16 protein-coding genes and 1 pseudogene are annotated in these 21,506 nt (G+C 71.0%); 10 read left to right on the top strand and 7 right to left on the bottom strand.

Annotated elements, in window-relative coordinates; genetic code table 11:
- Window positions 1–219: 219 nt before the first annotated feature.
- Window positions 220–1,103 (top strand): annotated as a pseudogene (locus ACLJT4_RS33040) (IS5 family transposase).
- Between the two features lie 123 nt (window positions 1,104–1,226).
- Here ACLJT4_RS33040 and ACLJT4_RS33035 read toward each other — a convergent pair.
- Window positions 1,227–1,889, bottom strand: a complete 663-nt coding sequence (locus ACLJT4_RS33035) for a DUF6518 family protein (protein ID WP_411128001.1) — start codon at window positions 1,887–1,889, stop codon at window positions 1,227–1,229.
- 985 nt (window positions 1,890–2,874) lie between these two features.
- Here ACLJT4_RS33035 and ACLJT4_RS33030 point away from each other — a divergent pair.
- Complete coding sequence (locus tag ACLJT4_RS33030; RefSeq protein ID WP_411127999.1) at window positions 2,875–4,209, top strand: integrase; 1,335 nt, start codon at window positions 2,875–2,877, stop codon at window positions 4,207–4,209.
- On the opposite strand, the gene ACLJT4_RS33025 is transcribed toward ACLJT4_RS33030, so the two are convergent.
- Genes ACLJT4_RS33025 through ACLJT4_RS33010 form a run of 4 tightly spaced genes read right to left on the bottom strand, consistent with a single transcriptional unit; the run spans window position 4,178 to window position 7,913 of the window.
- Window positions 4,178–4,519 carry a hypothetical protein gene (locus ACLJT4_RS33025; protein WP_411127997.1) on the bottom strand — a complete coding sequence of 114 codons (342 nt, stop codon included), beginning with the start codon at window positions 4,517–4,519 and terminating at the stop codon, window positions 4,178–4,180. The two genes, ACLJT4_RS33030 and ACLJT4_RS33025, sit on opposite strands and share 32 nt — an antisense overlap.
- On the bottom strand, window positions 4,516–6,132 hold the full coding sequence (locus ACLJT4_RS33020; protein WP_411127995.1) for a type I 3-dehydroquinate dehydratase: 1,617 nt from the start codon (window positions 6,130–6,132) through the stop codon (window positions 4,516–4,518). The genes ACLJT4_RS33025 and ACLJT4_RS33020 overlap by 4 nt, the downstream gene beginning before the upstream one ends.
- Window positions 6,120–6,410, bottom strand: coding sequence for a hypothetical protein (locus tag ACLJT4_RS33015; RefSeq protein ID WP_411127993.1), 291 nt, complete (start codon window positions 6,408–6,410; stop codon window positions 6,120–6,122). The genes ACLJT4_RS33020 and ACLJT4_RS33015 overlap by 13 nt, the downstream gene beginning before the upstream one ends.
- A gap of 6 nt (window positions 6,411–6,416) precedes the next feature.
- Complete coding sequence (locus ACLJT4_RS33010; protein WP_411127991.1) at window positions 6,417–7,913, bottom strand: hypothetical protein; 1,497 nt, start codon at window positions 7,911–7,913, stop codon at window positions 6,417–6,419.
- Window positions 7,914–8,393: 480 nt separating this feature from the next.
- Between ACLJT4_RS33010 and ACLJT4_RS33005 the strand changes: the two genes are divergently transcribed.
- The gene (locus ACLJT4_RS33005; protein WP_411127989.1) at window positions 8,394–8,855 is read left to right on the top strand and encodes a hypothetical protein; all 462 of its coding nucleotides are present in this window, start codon (window positions 8,394–8,396) and stop codon (window positions 8,853–8,855) included.
- 214 nt (window positions 8,856–9,069) lie between these two features.
- On the opposite strand, the gene ACLJT4_RS33000 is transcribed toward ACLJT4_RS33005, so the two are convergent.
- Window positions 9,070–10,689, bottom strand: a complete 1,620-nt coding sequence (locus ACLJT4_RS33000; RefSeq protein ID WP_411127987.1) for a multicopper oxidase family protein — start codon at window positions 10,687–10,689, stop codon at window positions 9,070–9,072.
- Between the two features lie 1,422 nt (window positions 10,690–12,111).
- Between ACLJT4_RS33000 and ACLJT4_RS32995 the strand changes: the two genes are divergently transcribed.
- The gene (locus ACLJT4_RS32995) at window positions 12,112–13,176 is read left to right on the top strand and encodes an NAD(+)/NADH kinase (protein ID WP_411127985.1); all 1,065 of its coding nucleotides are present in this window, start codon (window positions 12,112–12,114) and stop codon (window positions 13,174–13,176) included.
- 287 nt (window positions 13,177–13,463) lie between these two features.
- Here ACLJT4_RS32995 and ACLJT4_RS32990 read toward each other — a convergent pair whose 3' ends face one another.
- Window positions 13,464–14,978: an alpha/beta hydrolase gene (locus ACLJT4_RS32990; RefSeq protein WP_411127983.1), complete on the bottom strand. Its 1,515-nt coding sequence runs from the start codon at window positions 14,976–14,978 to the stop codon at window positions 13,464–13,466.
- A gap of 139 nt (window positions 14,979–15,117) precedes the next feature.
- Between ACLJT4_RS32990 and ACLJT4_RS32985 the strand changes: the two genes are divergently transcribed.
- From ACLJT4_RS32985 to ACLJT4_RS32960, 6 genes are read left to right on the top strand one after another with little or no spacing between them, the layout of a single operon-like run.
- A complete protein-coding gene (locus tag ACLJT4_RS32985; protein ID WP_411127981.1) occupies window positions 15,118–16,374 on the top strand; it encodes an ATP-grasp domain-containing protein in 1,257 nt (418 codons plus the stop codon).
- A complete protein-coding gene (locus ACLJT4_RS32980) occupies window positions 16,371–17,255 on the top strand; it encodes a Rossmann-like domain-containing protein (protein WP_411127979.1) in 885 nt (294 codons plus the stop codon). Before ACLJT4_RS32985 ends, ACLJT4_RS32980 begins: the two co-directional genes overlap by 4 nt.
- Window positions 17,255–18,361, top strand: coding sequence for a PLP-dependent cysteine synthase family protein (locus ACLJT4_RS32975; RefSeq protein WP_411127977.1), 1,107 nt, complete (start codon window positions 17,255–17,257; stop codon window positions 18,359–18,361). Before ACLJT4_RS32980 ends, ACLJT4_RS32975 begins: the two co-directional genes overlap by 1 nt.
- Complete coding sequence (locus tag ACLJT4_RS32970; RefSeq protein ID WP_411127975.1) at window positions 18,358–19,407, top strand: enolase C-terminal domain-like protein; 1,050 nt, start codon at window positions 18,358–18,360, stop codon at window positions 19,405–19,407. Before ACLJT4_RS32975 ends, ACLJT4_RS32970 begins: the two co-directional genes overlap by 4 nt.
- Entirely contained in the window at window positions 19,391–20,671 is a 1,281-nt protein-coding gene (locus ACLJT4_RS32965; protein WP_411127973.1) for an MFS transporter, read from the top strand. Before ACLJT4_RS32970 ends, ACLJT4_RS32965 begins: the two co-directional genes overlap by 17 nt.
- Window positions 20,668–21,468 (top strand): class I SAM-dependent methyltransferase, encoded by an 801-nt coding sequence (locus ACLJT4_RS32960; protein WP_411127971.1) that lies wholly within the window; start codon window positions 20,668–20,670, stop codon window positions 21,466–21,468. The genes ACLJT4_RS32965 and ACLJT4_RS32960 overlap by 4 nt, the downstream gene beginning before the upstream one ends.
- Window positions 21,469–21,506 lie beyond the last annotated feature (38 nt).

Below are 21,506 nucleotides of genomic sequence, written 5' to 3'. Positions count from 1 at the left end.
CTGACCGAACAACGGAGGAGCCCAAAAGCCCCTGCCAGGGCCTGACCCTCTACCAGGCCCTGGACCTCCTCCAACACCTCCTGGCCACCTGGACAGGCACCTGCCCCACCTGCCACCAACCCACCCCATGGCAGCCCTACGACACCACCTAACAAAGCACTACTAGGGCGTGTCCGGTGGATCTTGGAACGGTGCAGGTTTCTGATCGTTTAGGGCGGTATGGGACGTGGTGGTCTGAGCAGGGCAGAATGGGCCCGGCTGGAGCCGTACCTGCCGGAGAACGGCAGGCGGGGCGGGCAGTGGAAGGACCACCGCAAGGTGATAAACGGGATCTACTTCCGGGAGCGGACGGGCGTGCCCTGGCGTGAGCTGCCTGCTCGGTTCGGCAGGTGGGAGACCGTGTACGAGCGTCATCGCCGCTGGTCGGCGGACGGTACCTGGGAGCGGACCCTGACCGCGATACAAGCGGACGCGGACACCGACGGCCGTGTGGACTGGAGCCAGATCAGCATCGATTCCACGGCATGCCGAGCCCATCAGCACGCGGCCGGTGCCCGGAAGGCAGCCCCGAAGAACGGGGCAAAAAAGGGGCGCCGCCGACCCGACACCGTGCCGACGAAGGACTCGGCCGCTCCCGCGGCGGCCTGACCACCAAGATTCACCTGGCCGGTGAAGGCGGACGACGCCCGCTCGGCCTGGTCATCACCCCGGGCCAGATCCACGACGGCACCGTCTTCGAAGCGGTCGTCGAAGAGATCCGCGTTCCCCGCCGGGGCGGCGGCCACCCGCGGACCCGCCCCGACGCACTCAGCGCGGACAAGGCCTACAGCTGCCGCCGCATACGCACCTACTTGCGCAGACGACAGATCCCGCACAGCATTCCGGAGAAGAAGGACCAGATCAGACACCGCCTGGCCCGCGGCTCCGCCGGCGGTCGCCCGCCCGCCTTCGACCGGGCCACGTACAAACGCAGGAACGAAGTCGAGCGCACGATAATCCGGCTCAAGAGCTGCCGCGCGGTGGCCACCAGATAAGACAAGAGAGCCTACGTCTTCCACGGCACCGAAACCGTCGCAGCCATACGCCTCTGGCTCCAGAACTGACGATCCGCTGACCTGGCCCCTCCCGGGGCAGTGCGGGCGGATCCCGCGTCCACGCCGGAATCGGCGTGGGCCACCCCGGACTCTCCGGTCACGGAGGCTGTGCCACTCGCCAGCCGACGGTGCTCAGCAGTGACCGAGGCCGATGCAGGCATCGATCCGGCCCAGGAAGCCGAGGTCGATGACGGTGTAGGCGAGGAGCGAGAAGGCGACGGCAGCCAGCAGTGTCCGTGCGCGCTCTTTGTGCGTGCGGGCCATCACCAGCGGCACGAGGACCAGAAGCGCGAAGCAGGCCCATGCCTCGGGGCCGTAGTGCAGGACCCAGGCGTAGTGGATGCCTTCCATGCCGAAGACGCCCGCGAGTGCGGCCAGGCCGACAGTCCTGCGGCGCATGTCCTGCCCGTGCCGCCACCAGGCACCCGCGATACCGAAGAGCGGTCCGGCAACAAACGCCATGCCCATCCAGACGGACGGGTACAAGAGGCTGCCCATGCCGTCCCGGCCGAACTCCGCGTAGCCGTAGTAGCCGACGACCAGCCCGACCTCTGCGAGCAGCCCGCCGACCGCGCACACGGCCAGGGACACCCAGCCCGCCAGCAGCGCGCCGGCCACAAACGCGGCGACGGACCAGACGGCGCCGGAGTTGACTATCTGGTTCCAGGCTCCGGGAAGCCAGCCCTGGGCCAGATTGGTCAGCACACCAAGAGCGAGGCCGCCGACAAGGGACCCGCCCGTCGCCCAGGCCCACCTAGCCTTCGTGGTGGGTACGGCCCTGACAGTGCTGCTCATCGCGAAGAATGCTCTCGGTATCCACAGGCCGAGGCTGAGTAGGGGCTCATTTGCCCCATCCCATCACGCACACGCCCCACCCAAGGCGGGACGAAAGTCTCTGCACGCAGGGCCATAGGTCCTGGACCACAGATGCAGGCCCAGCAAAGAGGCACGTCACCCATCAATCCCTGATTCACCGGACACGGCCTAGCTAGGACCCTGTCCCAGAGGCTGGTAGGCCAGGCAACGCTGGCCGCGGTGCTCGCTCCTCTGACTACCAATGCGCACGCCACGGCGGCGGGACTGGACTCGGCCCTTTCCTCGGAGGGTCAGGCAGGGCTTGCGGGCATCACGTGATCTCCAGCTCGCGAAGCCACTTGCTTTCTGCCGGCAACTCCCGCAGTGGATGATCGGGCCCGGCGCTCGCCTCGCGCATCCGTCCACCCAGCGCGGCCTCGGCTGGCCGGTCGGACGAGACCGACCTATCGCGCCGTCACCATGACACCCAGCCGTGCAGCGCAGCCGGGGCGGACACCGAGCTCCTCGGCGATCTCCGGGATCGACCCGCCTGCCTCGAACGCGATGCGCGCAGCACTCGCGCGAAATTCAGATGTGGGAACCCATCGCCTGGATCCCATGAACCGCAACTTCCCCTGCAATTAAGAACGTCGCACCACGAAGGGAGGAGTGCGCTCGACCGGATGCAAATCCAACAGGCGGCACGCGCGTAGCCCGAGAATGGGCTCAGAGGCCCTGCGTACGAGATGGCCACCCTCGACCTCGGTTCTCAAATCCACAGTTTTCAGGACGAGTTTGATGGCAAGATTGCGTGTGACGACGTGGCAGGTGAGTGCAGCATGAGGGACCTGAATGCGCGCCAATGGGGATGCCGCTCCTTACACCGGGGCTGCTCCACAGGTAGGCGCGAGTAGCAACCCACGCGGGCACGGCAGAGTAAGGAAAGAGACTGCCGGGCCATCAGAGGGGATCCCAAGGAGAAGCTATGCCGTATATCGAATGGCGCGGCAATAAATGTCGAGTTAAGTGGTGGGCAGGCGAGTACCTGCCGAGTGGTCAAAAGAAGTACGAGGCGAAGTCTGGCTTCGACGACGAGGCTGAGGCACTCGACTACGGGCTTGACCGTGAGTACGAAGTGCGTCACGGCACCGCGATCAAGCAGCGTGACGGCAAGGTGCTGATGAAAAAATACTGCTGGGACTGGTACGACGCGCAGGAGTTGCGCCAGTCGACGCTGAATTCCTACAAGTCCATCATCAAGGTGCGGATTCTTCCGTACTGGAGTGGCCGCCGTGTTGGTGAGATCACGACGTGGGAGTTCGAGGCATGGAGGAAAGGTCTCAACGCAGCCGCCGACAGGGGCGAGATTTCCAAGGGCTACGTCGGCGAGATCCTCATGGTATTCGGCATGCTTATGGATGACGCGGCCGCGAAGTACAAGATGCGCAACGGATCACCAATCATCCGGCAGAAGGGCCGTGGCATGTACACAAGGCCGCCGCGCGAGGTCAAGCGCCCCATGGAGATGGAGGTTTTGCACCGGCTGGCGAGGAACGCCTACACGGTATGGGGGTACACGGGCTGGGTGTACATCTGGACCGCGGCCTTCACCGCTATGCGGCCCGGCGAGATGTATGGGCTGCAGCGGCTCTACGCTTCGCCGAACTGGCCCGCCGCGGAGCCGAACGCAGACCGGCGGGTGGAGTCGCTGAAGCGCTACGAGGGGATGCCTGCCCTACGTGTGCAGTACCAGCTCCAGTGGATTGACGGTGAGAAGGCTCTGACCGACCCCAAGTACGACTCGCACCGCACGCTGGTCGTGCCGCCCTTTCTGCACAAGATGCATGTGGCGCTGCTCGCCTCGCACGCGTCGCCGTGGATGTTCCCAGCCCTGAAAGGGGGGGACCTGCTCGGGACGGAGTTCGAGCGGCAGTACTGGCATCCGATCCGTGACGGAGCGGAAAGGCGGACAAGCCGGAGGCACAAGCTCCGACCCGCGATCCCGGCGGTAGAGGAGATGGCAGGGAAGCGAATATACCTTCTCAGACACGGACATAAAGAGTGGCTGGATGAAGACGGGCACAGCGAGATCGCATCCGAGTCACGCATGGGCCACGAAGTCGCCGGCGTGAAGGGCCTCTACAGCAACCTGACGCCGGGGATGGAGCTTCGTGTCGCGGAGACGTTGCAGGACCGGTGGGAGAAGTTCTGGCAGTCGGGGCCGTTGTGGATACCCCCAGTTCCCACTCCTCTCCCAGTTGATCAAGAAGCAGAGAAGTTCCCGCAGGTCAGAGATCGTCTGGAGAACCATGCTTCTTGATGTAGGCGCACACGACGGTACGCAGCGATCCGAAGTCGTAGGCCGCCGAGAACGACCAGGCGGCCGACGGCGTACCCGGCGCGGTGTACGCCACCGCCGGCACCTGGCCCCAGTCGCGTGGTTGCGGGCCGCCGGTGCCGAAGGCCCGCACCGCCAGGCCCTCGTCGTGCCGTGTCACGCTCAACCGCAGGGGGCCCTGCGGGCTGCCCTGTTCGGTGTTGACCCAGTCGCCCAGCAGCACCGAGACGTCGGGGGCGGCCGGCGGTCGCGGTGCGGCCGGTCCGTCGTGGGACGTCGGACGGGTCGTCATGTCGCCTCCCCGCTCGCGGAGCGCGCCGGGCGCTGTCCCGCCGGCTTGGCCAGGTCGTGGGCCTCGGCTGGCTCGGCGGAGCCGAAGCAGAGGGACCGCAGGGTCAGCGCCTCGGGCAGCGGATGGCCCGTCAGCAGCCGGAACTGCTCGCTCACCTCGACGAACAGGACGTCCCAGCCGTCGATGCCGACCAGTCCGCCGGCGTGGGTAGCGCGCATCAGCGCTGTCGGGGGATCCCGGTAGACCAGTTCCAACACCACCGCGTCCCGATCGGCGGCGGTGATCGGAAACGGCGGCCGCTCCACCACGGGCGTGGCGTGGACGAGCACGGTGTGGCCGGCTGGGGAGAACCGGGACAGGGGCACGTAGGGGAGCCCGAGGCGTGAGGAGGCGTCCCGGCCGCGCGCATCCCCCCGGTTGACCAGGGTGACCCGGGCCCCGGCCTGTTCCAGGGCCAGTGCCACGGCCTGCCCGGCGCCGCCGCAACCGATGACGGCGGCGCTCCGGCCGCTCGGCTCGACCCCGGCCCGAGCCAGGGTGTGCAGGGCGGCGGCGGTGTCGGTGGTGGTCGCCCGCCAGCGCCCGGCGTCGAGCCACAGCACGTTGGCCGCGCCGCAGCGCAGTGCGTGCGGGTCGGCAATGTCGGCCACTTCGACCGCACCGCGCTTGTGGGGTGCGATGACCGTGAGCCCGCGCAGCGGCAGCCGGGCCAGCGCGCCGAAGACGAAGGCCCAGTGCCAGAAGCGGGGGAAGACGTCCACGGGGAAGGGCAGGTAGAGCGCGGGCAGCCTCAGGTGCCGCAACGCCGCGTTGTGCAACCTGGGCGCCAGCGAGCCTCCGGTGGCCCGGCCGGCGATGCCGAACAGGGCGTCGAGCGGGGGAAGCGCGGGCAGGCCGTAGTCGCTCCGCAGCTGCGCCACGCTGGGCATCCCGTCCGCCCCCGGGGCACCGGCCCGACCGAAGACCACAGGTGCGCCCAGCCACGGTGCCAGCACCCGGGTCCAGGTCCCGGCGGGACCGGAGGCGAACGCCGTCACGTCGGTGCGTCCGAGCCCGGTGAGCAGCAGCGGTGAGGCCGCCCCGTACTGGGCGCCGGGCTGTGGGACGAGGAGGTACGCCGCCGCCGGTACGGTCCGCATCGCGGCGAATCGGTGCCGCAGTGCCTCCGACGCCTCCCGCATGGCCGCCCCGAACCAGCGGTCGGCGCCTCTCTCCGGTCGGGTGGCCTCGGGCTGGTGCCAGGAGACCCGCCGCTGCCGGGTCGGGATGCCCACCAGCAGTTCCGGCACCAGGTCGTCCATCGCCTCCAGATCGACGAGGTCGTACTGCTGCGCCGCGCGCAGCAGCCTGCTGCCCCGTTCGACGGGGCCGAGCGCCGAGCGGCCGCCGTGGCGCAGGGAGCGCAGGCTGTAGGTCAGGGGCCCTCGGAAGTGCCGGCGCAGCCGGTGCGGATCGGGGTCGCCGACCAGGTCGGCACGGACCTCCAACGCGTCGGCCACTCCTGCGAGGCCGCGCAGACGAGAGGGGGAGAGGTCCTCCGGTTCGGCGAGCACGGCGACCAGCTGGGCCCGCCGTGCGACGGACGTGCCGTAGGCGCTCGTCAACAGCTCCACTGGACGCACTCCTCCAGACGGGACCGTTGCCGGGCGAACGGATCGACCGTGGCCACCGCGTCCGCGTACCCGATGCCGGCGGCATCGACGTCCGGGCAGCCACTCGGGCAACCGGCCACCAGTGCGAGCATCACCTTTCGCGGGACGGCGCGCATCTCCGGAGCATCGCCCGCCGCCGCACTCGCCAGGCCGTCCCGCGGCACCGCCCGGTCCGGGAGGGCCGTCCCGCAGTGCCAGGAGGCGTCCCGGCACCGGGCGTCGGGGAACGAGGGGGCCACTGCGACTCAACCGCCCTCGAAGGGGGTCGCGAGGGAGCCGGCCGCGAGCAGCTCGCGCAGGCGGAACCGGACGGACCGCTGGATGTGCCGGGCGCACCGGACGTAGACCTCCGGAGACTGCCCCTCGGGGTCGGGGATGTCACCGCGCGGGTCCAGGCACAGGGTGCGGTCCTCCGCCTCGGGCGCCATCGCGACGACCTTGTCGCGATGGGCCCGGGTCATGCAGTAGATGATGAAGCTGACGCGGCACAGTTCCGGAGTGACCGGGCGCGCCCGATGGCGGCGGGGGTCCTTGCGGACCCGCACCTGGGGCAGCCCGAGCTCGACGAGCGCGGCGCGGGCTTCGGGCGCCATCGGATCCCCCGGGCGCTTCGTCGCGACGCCCGCGCTGGAGAACCGGAAGGCATGTGCGACTCCCGCCTCCGCGGCCTGAGCCCATGCGATGACCTCGGCCGTGGGCGAACGAGAGGTGTTCCCCCCGCAGACGAACAGCACGCGGTGCACCGGTCCGGTGGCGCGTGCCCGCCACCGGGAGCTGACCGACGGGTAGGCCAGCACCCCCGCCGCGCCGACGCCGAAGGCGAGCGCGACGAGCTGACCGGTCCCCGGAGCGGGGAGTCCGGCCAGCCAGGCAAGCGAGAAGGAGGCCACCAGGCCGGACATCAGACTGGCGAACGCCCACGCCGGAACACCCCAGGTGTACTCGCGTCGGTCGAGGTACATGAGCGAGGCGAAGACGAACAGCACCTCGTACGTCACGCCTATCGCGGCCGCCGCCCACGCGAGCGGGGTACCGAGAAACGTGGTGAAACCCGCGCGCAACTGCGGTTGCCCCGCCAGCGCCCCCGCCGCCAGCAGCAGAGCCAGCCAAACCGGTGCGGCGACGTGCTCCTCGACGAAGAACCGGCGGTCCGTTGCGGCCACCCCGGTCTTGGCGACGCGGCTCATGATGTCGAAGCGGCCCAGGTAACCGACGAGATAGGTCAGCACGCTCAGCACCGCCGCCGAGGTGAGGTAGTAACTGTTCACGTCGCCGAGGGCCACCGAAACCGCGACCAGACTGAGGCACAGCGCCGCCCACGAATACGGCGTCACCCGGCGCTTGCGCGCCTTGTCGACCAACGGGGAGAAACTCAGGACTCCGCCGCGCATCAACAACAGCATGAAAAGGATCGAGACGCCGGAAAACGTGTAGTTCATCGTGGTGGTGCCGATGATGAGCGAGGTGAAGAACCCGGACGCCAGCGTTTCTCGACCGACGGTCGGAATGCGCAGTCCGCCGACGGAACCGCGCCGCATCTGCCGCCACCAACCTGTCACTCCCAGGAGGAGCGGCATCGCGACAAGCTGGCCGAAGGCGCTTGCGGGCAGCAGTTCGAAGCCGCTGACCGGCCCGTGCGACAGCGGAGTCGCACCACTGGCCAGCGCCTTGACCAGCATCGCGTACGGAATGTACGCGAGGAAATAGCCGAGGGTGAGCCAGCCCATGCGCGAACCCGTCACTGATCGAACGTCAAGCTCTGCTTTCCGCTGCCGAACGGGCGCGTTCCCTCATGACCTCGGGGACCTGCTCCGGCGGCGCGGCGGATGCTCGATACCACCTCAGGCAAACATTCAAGGTCTCCACAAAATGCTACGCCGCAGGCGGACGAGCAACCAGACCGTGCCTCGCCGGCGCACGGTCCGCCTCGCGTCGTGGCGGACCAGGGGTGCGTCCGGCCTTCCTGGTATGCGCTGATCGCCCAGGTGGCCCAGGGGCGGCTCGTCCGCCGCCGCGTCGCCGTAGCTGAGGACTTTCGTTGGTGCCGGCTAGGCCGTTGGGACGGCGTGTCTGCGCCGGTCGTGGCCGGTGCGGCCGGTCGATCGCGACGGCGAGGGACCCGGCGCGTCGCCGAACGCCTGCGGCGTCTTTCGTATTAGCCTCTCGTAACTGTACGAAGTCGCCTTATCACGGATTGCATCCGTTCGGCCACCGGAGATGAAATGAACAAGCTTCAGAAGACCGTCGTCGTGTCCGTCGCCCTTGGCGGATTCGGCTTCCTCTGCGCCGGCGCCGCGTACGCAGATGGGGGCAGGGGCGAAGGGTTCGACGTCAGGCAGAGCTCCCAGTGCCGGTCGCACGACACGAACGTCGATGTCCTCGGCGAGGTCGGCATCCTCAACGGCGTACTGGGCAACGCGCTCGGCGGCGAGGGCTCCCCGGGCGCTCAGAGCACGCGGATGGGCTCGTCCGTGGGCTGCGACAACACCGTCGTCCTCCCGCGGGAGGACGAAGACCGGGGCCGGGGCTCGGAGGGCAGGGAAGGCAGAGGAGACGACGAGGACAAGGGCCGGGGCTCGGAGGGCAGGGAAGGCAACGGAGGCAAGGAGGCCAAGGGCGGCGCGGAAGGCCGGGAAGGTGGGGAAGGCCCGGTGCGCGCGGTGGGCGGGGGCGACGGGGAGTGACACGGGAGCCCGGCCTCCGCACCACGGTGCGGGCCGGGACGCAATGGGCCCCATCGGGGCCGGGCCGCGGGAGTCCGCTCGACCCGCAGTCGGAATGAAAGGCCGCTGGCCGGGCTCCTCGGGGAGGCCCGGCCAGCGGTCGTGGTGCGGGGTGCGGCGGATGGCTACGGGGATCCCGGTCGTGGCGGGAGCCGGTCAGCCGGGAGCGGCGGAGTCATCGCCTCGTCTTGTAGCCCAGGACGGTCATCATCCCCGACTCCGAGTGGTAGATGTTGTGGCAGTGCAGCATCCACAGGCCGGGGTTGTCGGCGTCGAAGTCCACTGTGACCTTCTTGTCCGGCAGGACGATGGTGGTGTCCTTGCGGGGGCCGCCGTTGGGCAGCGCGAAGGTGTGTCCGTGCAGGTGCATCGGGTGCCACATCGTGGTCTTGTTGTGGAAGATGATCCGCACCCGCTCCCCTTGGTGCACGGCGTACCGCTGTGTTTCCGTGAACGGCCTTCCGTTGATCGCCCAGTCCCAGTCCTTCATGGAGCCGGTGAGGTCCATCTTGATGGTGCGGTCCGGCTTGCTGTCCGAGAGCCGTACCGATGCCGCGGCCTTGAACTTGTCCGCGCTCAGCCCCCCGCTCCTCAGCTCCGTCGGGCGGATCTTCTCGTTGGGCGCCTCGCCGTCACCGGTCCGCAGGAGGGCCTGCGCGGTCTGGTTCTTGCTGCCCGCGGAGAGCGCGGTGAGCGGGAAGACGCCGTCCTTCGCCGTGACCAGTACGTCGAAGCGCTCGCCCATCGCGATGAGCAGGCTGTCGGTCTTCTTGTGCTTCACCGGGTAGCCGTCGGTGTGCGTCACGGTCATGTTGTGACCGCCGAGCGCGACGCGGTAGGCGGTGGCGGCGGCCGCGTTGATGAGGCGGATCCGGATGCGGTCGCCCGGTTTGGCGCGGAAGGTCTCCCGGTCCCTGGCCGCCCGGCCGTTGATCAGGTGGAACGGATGCTCGATGCTGTCTGAGGGGTCGTCGGACAGCAGGTGCCTGGCACGCCTGCGCCAGTGGGACGCCGCGGCCGCCGCCGACCGGCCGCCGTGTCCTTGCATGCCGCCGTGGCCGCTGGCCCCACCGGGCTTGTTCTTGTTCAGCTCGGCCAGCATCGCGTCCGGCGTCATTCCGTCGACCCCGTCGAGCCAGTCATCGATCAGGACGACCCACTCGTGGTCGTACGAGAGGGGCTCGCGGGGGTCCTCGACGATCAACGGCGCGTACAGTCCGCGGTCGAGTTGCACGCCGACGTGCGGATGCAGCCAGTGCGTGCCGGGCCTGTCGACCGCGAAGGTGTAGTCGAAGGAGCGGCCGGCCTTCACGCTGCGCTGGGTGATGTCGGGCGAACCGTCCATGTCGTTGCGGATCTGCACCCCGTGCCAGTGGACGGTGGTGGAGTGCGGGAGACGGTTGTGGAAGCTCACGGCGACCTTGTCGCCCGCGTTGACCCGGATCTCCTTGCCGGGCAGCCGGTCGCCGTATGCCCAGGTGTTGACGATCCGGCCGCCGATGTCGAACTTGGCCGCGCTGGCGGTCAACTTGAAGCGGCGAACGGGGCCCGAACCCCGGTACTTCTCCGCTTTGATGACCTCGGGACCGTGCGGAGAGACGTAGTGGGACGCGGTGTCGTGGCCGTGGGGTCCCGGCGAGCCGGAGCCGTCGTGCGCGTCAGGGGGGTGCGGCGTGCCGCGGGAGCGATGCCTGCCGGTCTTGGCGTCCAGGGCGCTGGCCCCGGTGGCCAGCAGACCGCTGCCGGCGGCGGCGATACCCGCGCCGAGCAGGGCGCGTCTGGAGTGTGTGGACATGGGAAAAGCACCTCGTGGCGATCGTGTCGGTGTGATGCGTGGTCGGCGAGGGGCGCTGCAGGGACTGCCCGGGCCCTCAGCGGCGGAGCGCGTTCCGCCACGCGCAGCACCGACGGTCGGAGGAGGAGTTTCTGGCCCGGCGGCGGACGTATGGGCCACCGCCCGCACGGCCGGCCGCCCCGGCGTCCGGCCGCCGGGCCGTCATCCCGTCGAACCCAGTACGGGCCGGCGCCGGAGGAGGAAGCCGGCCGCCAGACCGAGCACACGGCTTTCCAGGCAGAGGCAGAGGCCATGACGGGGCCCTCGGTGTCCGCCACCGACCTGCTGACTTCCTGGCGTGCCGTCATGCCGTCATGGTCAGACACGTCTTGGCGCGTCGTCATGCCGTGATGAGCCATCCGGGCCGCAGCCGTGCACGAGGGCTCAACCGTGCGGACCGGCGCGGCGGCTCCCAGGGCCGAGCGCGACGGTGGCAGGCACCGCTGGCGCCCGGGCGGCTCCGAACAGCGCCCGCTGACACGGTCTCAGCATCCGCACCGCCGACCCCGGTACACACCGACGGGCACCCGACCGTTGCCGTGACGCGACGAGGAACCTCGGCCGGAGCGTGCCACCGCGAGCGACCGAACGCGGTGGGCGGCCCCGGTTCGTCCGCACCTCACGGTGTCGACCCGATCCCACAGCAGATCACGGACTTCCGGCGATGTACCCCGAGGCCGGGGTAGGCGGCGTCATGCTGCTGGAGGCCGTGGCCAAGGGGCCCGGCGGCGCGTGGTGCTCGTGGCCTGCGCTACGGATCGCGACCGGTCCGCGGACAACCTGCCGCCCGCAGCGGCCGAGCCGCGCGGACGGTGGTCCCGCCATCCGACCTGGACGTCCGCACGGCGCGAGCGGGAAGATCACCACCGTCGTGCAGCCCGGCTGAGCGAGACCGGAGCCTCGGCAACGAGGCCGCCGTGACTCTCGCGCCGGTGTCCGGGGCCGGGGGACGGGTCGGCCACAACGATCGGCACGGCCGCCTCTGCGCGGAAACGTGCCGGGTACTGGAATGGCTCAGGCGGAGCAATGCGTGATGCGCCACCACGCTGACGCGCGTTGCATGGCCGGGAGGAAGCGTCGGCGCGAGGGTGCATTCACGAAGACCTTGGGCGCGGATATCAGACGCATGTGATGCCCAAATCCCAGTCGTCGTCACTCCCTTGGTGCGGCGGTCGCTGCTGGCGCGGCGACGGCCCCGTTCGGAATGGTCGGTGGTGCGCGGTCCATGTCGAAAGAAACGGTGGCGCACGGTCTCGGCCGGGCGCGCGGCATGTCGGTGGGCCGATCGCACGCCGAGGCCCCAGGATTGGCCGGGTGAGACCAGGCGGTCCCCGCACCCCGGCGGGCAGAACCGTGGAACGAGGAAACCAGACGAGGTCCGCCATGCCCGTACACCGCGTCGGACTCGTCGTCCACCAGGGCCGGGACGCCGCCCGGGAAGCAGCCGGCGACGTGCACGCCTGGTGCGAGGCGCACGAGGTCCCCTGCACCGAGATCGACGTCTGGTCGGCGGATGAACAGCGCCGCTCCGCGCGCGAGGAGGCCCGGGCGGCCGGCGACCCCGACCTGGTCGTCACCCTGGGCGGGGACGGGACCTTCCTGCGTGGCGCCCGGATCGCCGTGAAGACCGGCGCCACCGTGCTCGGCGTCGACCTGGGCAAGGTCGGCTTCCTCACCGAAGTGCCGGCCTGCGACATCACCACCGCCCTCGACGCCGTCCACGCCGGCCACGCCCCGGTCGAGGAGCGCATGACGCTGACCGTGCGCGCCTCCCGCCTCCCGGAGGTGCCCGCCGAGCTGGAAGCTCCCCTCTGCTACGGGCGCGGCCCAGTTCTGCCGCCACCGCAGGCGCGACCGGAGAGCACCGCGGGCGACGGCTGGGGCCTGCCGCTGGACGTCAACGCCCTGAACGACGTGGTGGTGGAGAAGCTCGCCCGGGACCACCAGGTCGGCGTCGGCGTCTACATCTCCGGCAGGCTGCTGGCCGCCTACTCCGCCGACGGCCTCGTGGTCGCCACGCCCACCGGCTCGACCGCCTACAGCTTCGCCGCCGGCGGCCCCGTGCTCTCCCCGCACATGGACGCCGTCGTCTTCACCCCGATCGCCGCCCACATGACCTTCAACCGCACCGTCGTCGCGGCCCCCGACGAGCCGGTCGCGCTGCGCCTCCTGCCGCACTCCGGCCGCGCCGCGGTCAGTATCGACGGCCAACTCCGCGGCGTCCTCGACCCGGGCGACTGGATCGGCGTCTACCGCGCCCGGCAACGCGTGCGGCTCGTCCGCCTCCAGCCCACCGACTTCTACGGACGTCTGCGGGACCGCTTCCGGCTCACCGACGCGCCCGCCACCGCGACCGACGGAGAGTCCGCCCCGTTCTTCCGCCCCGACTCCTGCGTCCCCCCGGACCTGGCGGGTCTGCGTCTGCCTCCTCCCACCGCAGCCCGCTGAACCCTTCCTCGCCGGGCAAAGGCCGATTCACCGTGGTGTGCTCGGGTACGGGAACGCTCGGGGCGCCTGCCTCACCCCCGGCGCCATTGAAGGTTGAAGCGTTGCCGCTGGAGGCTGACGATCAGTAGGTTCGCGCCATCATGAGGACGCGAATACGTTGTGTCCGGAAGGAATGGCGCCCCACACGCGCCGTGTTCCATGGTGCGCCTGAGTGGGTGTACGTATCCGTAGTCGAACGTGTTGGAGCAGGCGTCGAACATGACGCGGCGCGCTCCGGATCGTTTTCCTCAATGTGCCTGTTGCGGTACCTCCGGGAGGCCCGGGCCGGTGCAGTGCACGTCCTTGGCCGGCAGCGTTCCCTCCGTCAGGTAGGCGGCCGTGGTGGTGTCCACGCAGGCGTTGCCCCGGCTGGCGAACACGCCGTGCGAGTAGTCGTCGTGGAGCGTGATCAGGCGCGAGCCGGGCAGGAGCGGGCGGAGTTGGTGCGCGCCCTCGATGGGGGTCACGGGGTCGTGCTCGGAGGCGACGAGCAGCGCGGGCGGCGCGTCGGGGCTGCCGAGCGGCGTGCGGTGGTGGGGGCGCTGGTGCCAGTAGGCGCAGGCGGCCGCCTCCATGCCGGTCAGGATCGGTTGGGGGTCGAGGCGTCGTATGCGGTGGAGGTCGGTCAGGATGCGGTGGGGTGTGGGGGCCGGGCCGTCGGCGCATTTGACGATGCGGTTGGCCGCCTCGTAGTTGCGGGAGTCGGGGCCGTCGAACGCGGCGGCGGGGCGGAGGGCGTCGGGGTTGCCGGTGCGCAGGTAGCCGCGCAGGCCGTCGGCGAGGGGTGCCCAGCGTTCGGTGCGGCCCAGGGCGCGGTACACGGCGCGGTCGAACTCCGCCGGTCCGAAGCCGTTCACGGGATGCTCGGTGAGTCCGCGGCGCGCGCTCAGGTAGGACGCGCGGGTGGCGGACGCGCTGCCGCCCAGTGCGAAGCGCTCGGGGCGGGCGGCGACCCAGGCGAAGAACGTGTCGCGTTGGCGCAGTAGTGCCTGGCTCTGTCGGGCGTCGAAGTCGTACCAGTTCCAGGGCCCGACCACGCTGTCGAGCACCATGCGGCCCGTGCGGTGCGGGAAGCGGGCCGCGTAGGCGGCGCCCAGGTAACTGCCGTAGGAGACGCCGAGGAAACTGGTCTTCGGCTGGCCGAGTGCGGCGCGGATCGCGTCCATGTCGTGCGCCGTCTGCTCGGTGGAGAGGTGCGGCAGTGCGGCGGTCGCCAGTCCGGCGCAGTCGTCCGCCATGGCGTGGAGTGCGGCGAGGTATTTCTTCTCCGCTGTCGCGCCGACCGGTACCGGGTCGCTGCCCGGTGCGTCGAAGAGGCCGCCCATCGGGCCGCAGTCGGCGGGTGCGCTCCGGCCGACGCCGCGTGGGTCAAAGCCGATGACGTCGTACGAACGCCGCACGCCGGCGGGGAGTTTGGCGCGCTTGGTGACCGCGTAGGGGAGGCCGGAGCCGCCCGGTCCGCCCGGGTTGACCAGCAGGATGCCGCGTCGTTCGGCGGGGGTGCCCGAGGCGCGTATCCGGGAGACCGCGATGTCGATGTGCGGTGACTGTGGGCGGTGCCAGTCCAGCGGCACGGTGAGCCGGCCGCATTCGACGTGCTCCGGCGCCGGCGGGGTCGGTACGGAGTCGGGGCAGTCGCCGAACCGCAGGGTCGTGGGTGGGGTGGTTGTCCGGGGGATTGCCTGGGTGGGGGTGGCGGGCAGCAGGGTGGCCGCGGTGGCGAGGGCGCACAGCAGGGCGGCGCGGCGCGGGGGAGTGGGCATGGGGTTCTCCCTGGTTCAGCAAAGAGATGACAATGAAAATGATTATCGATAACGTGTGCGGAGTAAAGCCGGCGCCCTCCCGTCAGGGGTGCTCCGTGCTGCCTTGAAATCTGAAGTGCCCTGAACGAAAAGGGGAGTTGTGGCTCATCTGCTGGTGGTCGAGAGCTGGGTCGGGTCGATGGGCAGGCTGCTGCCACGGGCCATCCGAGAGGGTGGGCACGAGTTCACGTTCCTCACCCGCGACCTGCACCACTACCTGCGCTCCGCGCCGGAGGGGGCGGCTCATCCGCTGCTCGGTGCGCGCAACGTGATCACCGCCGACACCAATGACACCGAGGCGCTGCTGTCGCACGTCGAGCGACTGCACGCGGTGTGGGGGTTCGACGGGGTGCTCTCGTCCTGCGACTACTACCTGCCGACGGTGGCGCGGATCGCCGAACGGCTCGGGCTGCCCGGCCCCGGACCGGAGGCGGTCGAGAGTGCCTGCCGCAAGGACCTCTCCCGTCGCGTCCTCGCCGACGCCGGGCTGCCGGGACCGCGTTTCGCTGTTTACGGGGAGTGGGCCGACCTCGCACGGGCCGCCCGGGAGATCGGCTATCCGCTGGTCGCCAAACCGGTCGACCTGTGCGCGGGCATGTATGTGCGGCGCGTCGAAGACGAGAGGGAACTCGCCGCAGCAGTGCGGGAGTTGAATGACTTTGCGGTCAATGCGCGCGGGCAGCGGCGGGTGCCGACCGTGCTGCTCGAAGAACTGCTGGACGGTCCCGAGGTGAGCGTGGAGACCGTCTCGTCCGCAGGGGTGGCGCAGGTCGTCGGCGTGACCGACAAGAGTATCGGCGGAGCGCCCGCCTTCGTCGAGACCGGCCACATGTTCCCCGCCGCCCTGTCTCTCGCCGACACCGAAGCCGCGGAGCGGACCGCACTGAGCGCCCTCAAGGCGCTCGGCCTGACCGACGGCGTCGTGGCGCACACCGAGATCAAGCTGACGTCCGCTGGGCCACGCGTCGTCGAGGTCAACCCCCGGCCCGCGGGCAACCGCATCACCGAACTGGTCCGCCACGTGACGGGGATCGACCTCGCCGCCGTCTTCGTCGACGTCGCACTGGGCCGGACACCCGACCTGCGGCGCACCCGGACCGGACTGCGCAGCGCCGCCGTCGGCTTCCTCGTGCCCCATACGACGGGCACGCTCGATGCGCTGGATGCGGGCCAACTCTCGTACGAGCCGGACGTGTTGGAAGTGCAGCTCGCCGAGCCGGGCAGGGTGGTCGACGCGGTCGACAGCAACAACGCGTACCTGGGGCACGTCATGGTGGGCGACGCCGACGGGCTCGGCTCCCGCGACCGCGTGGCGGCCCTGCTGGCCGATCTGCACGCGGGGCTGGTGATCATATGACCGCGGACGCCGCAGGAGACCTGACCACCGGCGCGGCAGCGGACCTGACGGTGGGTGCCACGACGGACCTGACGTGCGACGGCCTGGTGGAGCGCGTGCGGGCCGGTGCACTGGGGCCCGATCCGAGCACCCAGCGCATCGCCGTCGCCTTCCGCACCCAGCAGGCGGTCCGGCACGACCGCCGTGGCACCGGCTACCGCAACGAAGTGCTCAGCCTGCGCCTGGCCGAGGCCGTCGGGTCCTGTGCCGTGGAGCCCGGCGCGCTGCCCGACGACGCACTCGACGACTGCGTCGGGGCGGACGTCGCCACACTGTTGGGCCACCGGTTGCGGCCGGTGCGGGTGGCCGCCCTCGACGCCTACCTGATGCACGTCGCCCCCCACGTCCCGCGGTACGGCGCGCGCCCCTTCCTGCTGCCCGCCGGGTCCTCGGTGGAGAAGTCCCGGGCCCGGGCGAGGGCCGTCGTCGAACTGCTCGACCTGCCTGCCGGGGCGGTCGTCCTGGTGGTGGGAGTTGTCAACTCCCTTCTGGAAGCGCTGCGTTGGCGTGGTCTGCGCTATGTGGCGTGTGACCTCAAGGGCGGACGGACCGAGTGGGGCGAGCCGGCCGTCACCGACGCGCTCGCCGCGGTGGGCGAGGCTGACGCGCTGTTGGTGTCCGGCATGACGTTGGGGAACGGGACCTTCGAACCGCTGCGACGCCATGCGCGGTGCCACGGCAAACAGTTGGTGATGTTCGCCCAGACCGGCAGCGCCGTCCTTCCGCGCTTCCTCGGCCACGGCGTGAGCGCGGTGTGCGCCGAGCCGTACCCGTTCTTCTGGCTCGACGGCGGGCCCGGAGTCGTTCACCGCTACGGCGGGCGTTGTCCGGGAGGCGCCTGATGGCCACGACCGCCGTACGCCCCACCACCCGCGCCCGGCGGGAGCTGCTGGCCCTCCTGGGACGCACCCCTCTGGTGCGGATCACCGCGGACCTGCCCGGCCCGCACCCCGGTTTCTGGGCCAAGTTGGAAGGGCTCGCCGCGGGCGGCATGAAGGCGCGGGCCGCCGTGTCGATGCTGCTCGGCGCCCGCGAACGCGGTGAACTCCTCCCCGACGCACCGGTGGTGGAGTCGACCTCAGGCACCCTCGGTATCGGACTGGCCTTCGCCGGCCAGGCACTCGGCCACCCCGTCGTCCTGGTCGGCGACCGCGAACTGGAGCCCTCCGTAAGGCAGTTGCTGCACGCTCACGGCGTCCGCCTGGAAATCGTCGACCGTCCCGCGGCCCAGGGCGGCTGGCAGGCAGCCCGCCTCGCCCGGCTGCACGAGCTGCTCACCGAACTCCCCGACGCCTACTGGCCGGACCAGTACAACAACCCCGACAACACGGCCGGATACGCCTCGCTCGCCGCCGAACTCGCCGGCCAGATCGAACACCTCGACGTCCTCGTGTGCAGCGTCGGCACCGGCGGCCACAGCGCCGGCATCATCGGCCCGCTGCGGCGACGCTGGCCCGCGCTGCGACTGATCGGCGTCGACGCCACCGGCTCAACGATCTTCGGCCAGCCCGCACGGCCCCGCGTGATGCGCGGACTGGGCAGCAGCATCCACCCACGCAACGTCGCCTACGACGCCTTCGACGAGGTCCACTGGGTCGGCCCCGCGGAGGCCGTCGCAAGCTGCCGCCAACTGGCCAGGGAATCCTTCGTCAGCGGCGGCTGGAGCACCGGAGCGGCCGCCCGCGTCGCCGCCTGGGCGGCCCGCGTTCATCCCGGAGCGGTCGTCGCCACCGTCTTCCCCGACGGCCCGCACCGCTACCTCGGCACGGTCTTCGACGACGACTTCACCGCCGCCAACGGCCTGGACCCGGCCACTGCGGCCACCCGGCCCGTCGAGATAGCGCACCCCCACGCCACCGAGGCCGTCGGCTGGGTCCGGTGCACCCGCGTCACCGACCCGCTGCAGGCCGTCCCCCTCCCCGCATGCGCACCGGAAGAGAACCCATGAAGGCCAGTCTGCGCGCCCGACGACTCGAACTCGCCGTGCCGCTACGCATCTCCCGTTCCACCATGACCGCCCGCGACGCCGTGTGGCTGACCGTCGAACACGAGGGTCTGCACGGCCACGGCGAGGCCGTCACCAGCGCGTACTACGGCCTGGACACCCAGACCCTGCAACGCCTCCTCGAAACCGTCGACCTACGACGCTTCGCCGACCCGGAGAGCGCCCTACAGGCCCTCCGAGAAGGCGAGTTGGCCGGGCCAGGCACCCCACCGGCGGTGCGGGCCGCCGTCGAGTCCGCGCTCCTGGGCCTCGTGGGACGACGCGCGGACGCCCCCGTGCACCGCCTGCTAGGCGCACCCCGGGCACCCGTGGCCGCCACCGCACGCACCATCGGCATCACCGCGCCGGCGCACGCCGCTGCCGAGGCCCGCCGCCTCGCCACGAACGGCTTCGAGCTGATCAAGGTGAAGGCGGGCGCCGACGACCCCGAGGACGACGTGGCGCGGATCCGCGCCATCCGCCGTGCCGCCCCCCGGGTCAGGCTGCTCCTCGACCCGAACGGCGCCTGGAGCCCGGCGCAGGCCACGGCCCTGCTGCCCCGGTTCGCGGACCTCGGTGTGGAGGCGGTCGAACAACCCCTCGCCCCCGGAGACCCGGAAGCCCTGGGCCGCCTCGCCGACCACTCCCCGCTGCCCGTCATCGCCGACGAGGACGCCGTCAGCCTGGAGGACGCCCGCCGCCTCGCCGGACGCGTACACGGCGTCAACGTCAAGCTGGCCAAGTGCGGCGGCGTGCACGCGGCACTGCGCATCGCCGAGTCGCTCGCCGGCAGCGGCACCGCGCTGATGCTCGGCTGCCTGACCGCCAGCAGCCTCGGCCTCGCCCCCGCCGTCCACCTGGCCGACCGCGCCCGCTGGGTCGACCTCGACGGGCACCTCCTGCTCGCCCGCGACCCGTGGACCGGCATCGGCGGCGCCGACGGCTTCGTCCGCGCCCGCGACCTGCCTGGACTGGGCGTCGAGGAGGTGCCGCATGCGGACCTTGCATGAGATGCGCCGCTTCCCCCTGGCCGTCCGGCTCCTCCTGGTCAACCAACTCGGCGTCAACACCGGCTTCTACCTCCTCATCCCCTACCTCGCCACCCACCTCGGCGACCACCTGGGCATGTCTGCCGCAGTCGTCGGCATCGTCCTCGGCGTCCGCAACCTCAGTCAGCAGGGCCTGTTCATCATCGGCGGTTCCGCCGCCGACCGGCTCGGCGCACGAGGCGTCATCATCGCCGGCTGCGCCCTGCGCACGGTCGGGTTCGCGCTGTTCGCCCTGGGCGACGAACTGCCCGTGCTGCTCGCCGCCTCCGTGCTCAGCGGGCTCGCCGGCGCCCTGTTCAACCCGGCCGTGCGTGCCTACGTCGCACAGGAGGCGGGGGAGCGCAGGGCCGAGGCGTTCGCCCTGTTCAACGTGTTCGCCACCACCGGCGCGCTGATCGGCCCGCTGCTGGGCAGCGCGCTGCTGCTGGTCGACTTCCGCACCTCCGCACTCACCGCCGCCGGCATCTTCGCGGTGCTGACCGTGGCACAGGCACTGGTGCTGCCCGCGCGGGAGGTGGCGCCGAGCGCGCGCGGCGTCCTCGCGGACTGGCGCGAGGTCCTCGGCAACCGGTCCTTCCTGGCGTTCGCCTTCGCCATGGTCGGCATGTTCACCCTGCAGAACCAGCTCTACCTGCTGCTGCCCGACGGCGCACGGCACGCCACCGGCTGGGACGGCGCGGCAGGCATCGTGTTCCTCGTCGGCACCCTCGCCAACCTCACCCTCCAACTCCCGCTCACCACCGCCCTCAAGTCCCGCGGCCACCGGGCACTGTGGATCGCGGCCGGGCTCGCCCTGATGGGACTGGCGTTCCTGCCGCCGGCCACCGTCGCCGGCCCGGCATCCCACCGACTGCTCGCCGCCGTGCCCGTGCTGATCGGCGCCCTGCTCCTCTACCTCGGCGTCATGGTCGCCCAACCGTTCGTGATGGAGCTGATCCCCGGCTTCGGCCGACCGGAACTGACCGGCACCTACTTCGGCATCTTCTACGTCGTCTCGGGCATCGCCGCCGCCGTCGGCAACACCGTCGTCGGCTGGGCCATGGACACCGGCGCGCGGACCGGCGCCGGCTGGCTGCCCTGGGCGTGCTGCACGCTCTTCGGCCTGGCCTCGGCGGGCGCGGTCGTCGGGCTGCACCGGCGCGGGGCGCTGCCCGCGGACCCCGCCGCGGAGCCGACCGTACCCGCCTCGAACGAAGCCAACGGCCAGAGGAGCAACACCACATGACGCCCGGCAACCTCCTCACCGACAACCCCGCGCTCTACGAGGCCCGCTTCCCCGACCCCGAACGGCTCGCCGGACGGTGGACGGAGGACCGCCTGACACGGCACGGCGCCGGCCCGCGCGTCCTGGACCTGGGCTGCGGCACCGGCCGCGACGCCGCCCACCTGCACGCCGCCGGACGCACCGTGACCGGCGCCGACCTGGCCGAGCCGATGCTCACGTACGCCCGCAGCCACCACCCGGGGCCGACCTACGTCCGCGCCGACCTGCGCGGCTTCGACCTGGGCCGAGGCGCCTTCGACGCGGTCGTGTGCCTGGACAGCGCCCTGCTGTACTGCCACACCAACGCCCAGCTCGACGCCCTGCTGGCCGCCTGCCGCCGCACGCTCGTCCCCGGCGGCCTCCTGGTGGCGGAGATGCGCAACGGCGCCTACTTCCTGGGCCGCACCGATCTGCTCGACCACCCCACCGTCAACGAGTTCACCTGGCAGGGCACCGTCCACCGCTCCACCACCACCCTCTCCGTGGACCGCACCGCCCAACTCCTGCGCCGCACCCGGCTCTGGACCACCGACGACGCAACCCCGGACGTCGAACAACACAGCGCATGGCGGCTGTTGCTCCCGCAGGAGCTGCGCCACCTCCTGGCCGCGCACGGCTTCACCGTCCTGGAACTCCACGACGGGCCCGGCCCGCGCACCGAACCCCCCTGGTGCGAGGGCCAAGAGCCCGGCGGCACGACCGACGCCGACCGACTCCACGTGGTCGCCCGCCTGACCGGGCCACCCACCCACCCCTGACCTCCCGGCCGGCCCAGACATCCCTGATCTCCCCGACA

The organism is Streptomyces sp. x-19, from assembly GCF_046549115.1.
Lineage (GTDB): Bacteria > Actinomycetota > Actinomycetes > Streptomycetales > Streptomycetaceae > Streptomyces > Streptomyces albulus_C.
The sequence above is the reverse complement of the archived record's forward strand: the minus strand, read 5'-3'. Positions and strand labels throughout refer to the sequence as shown.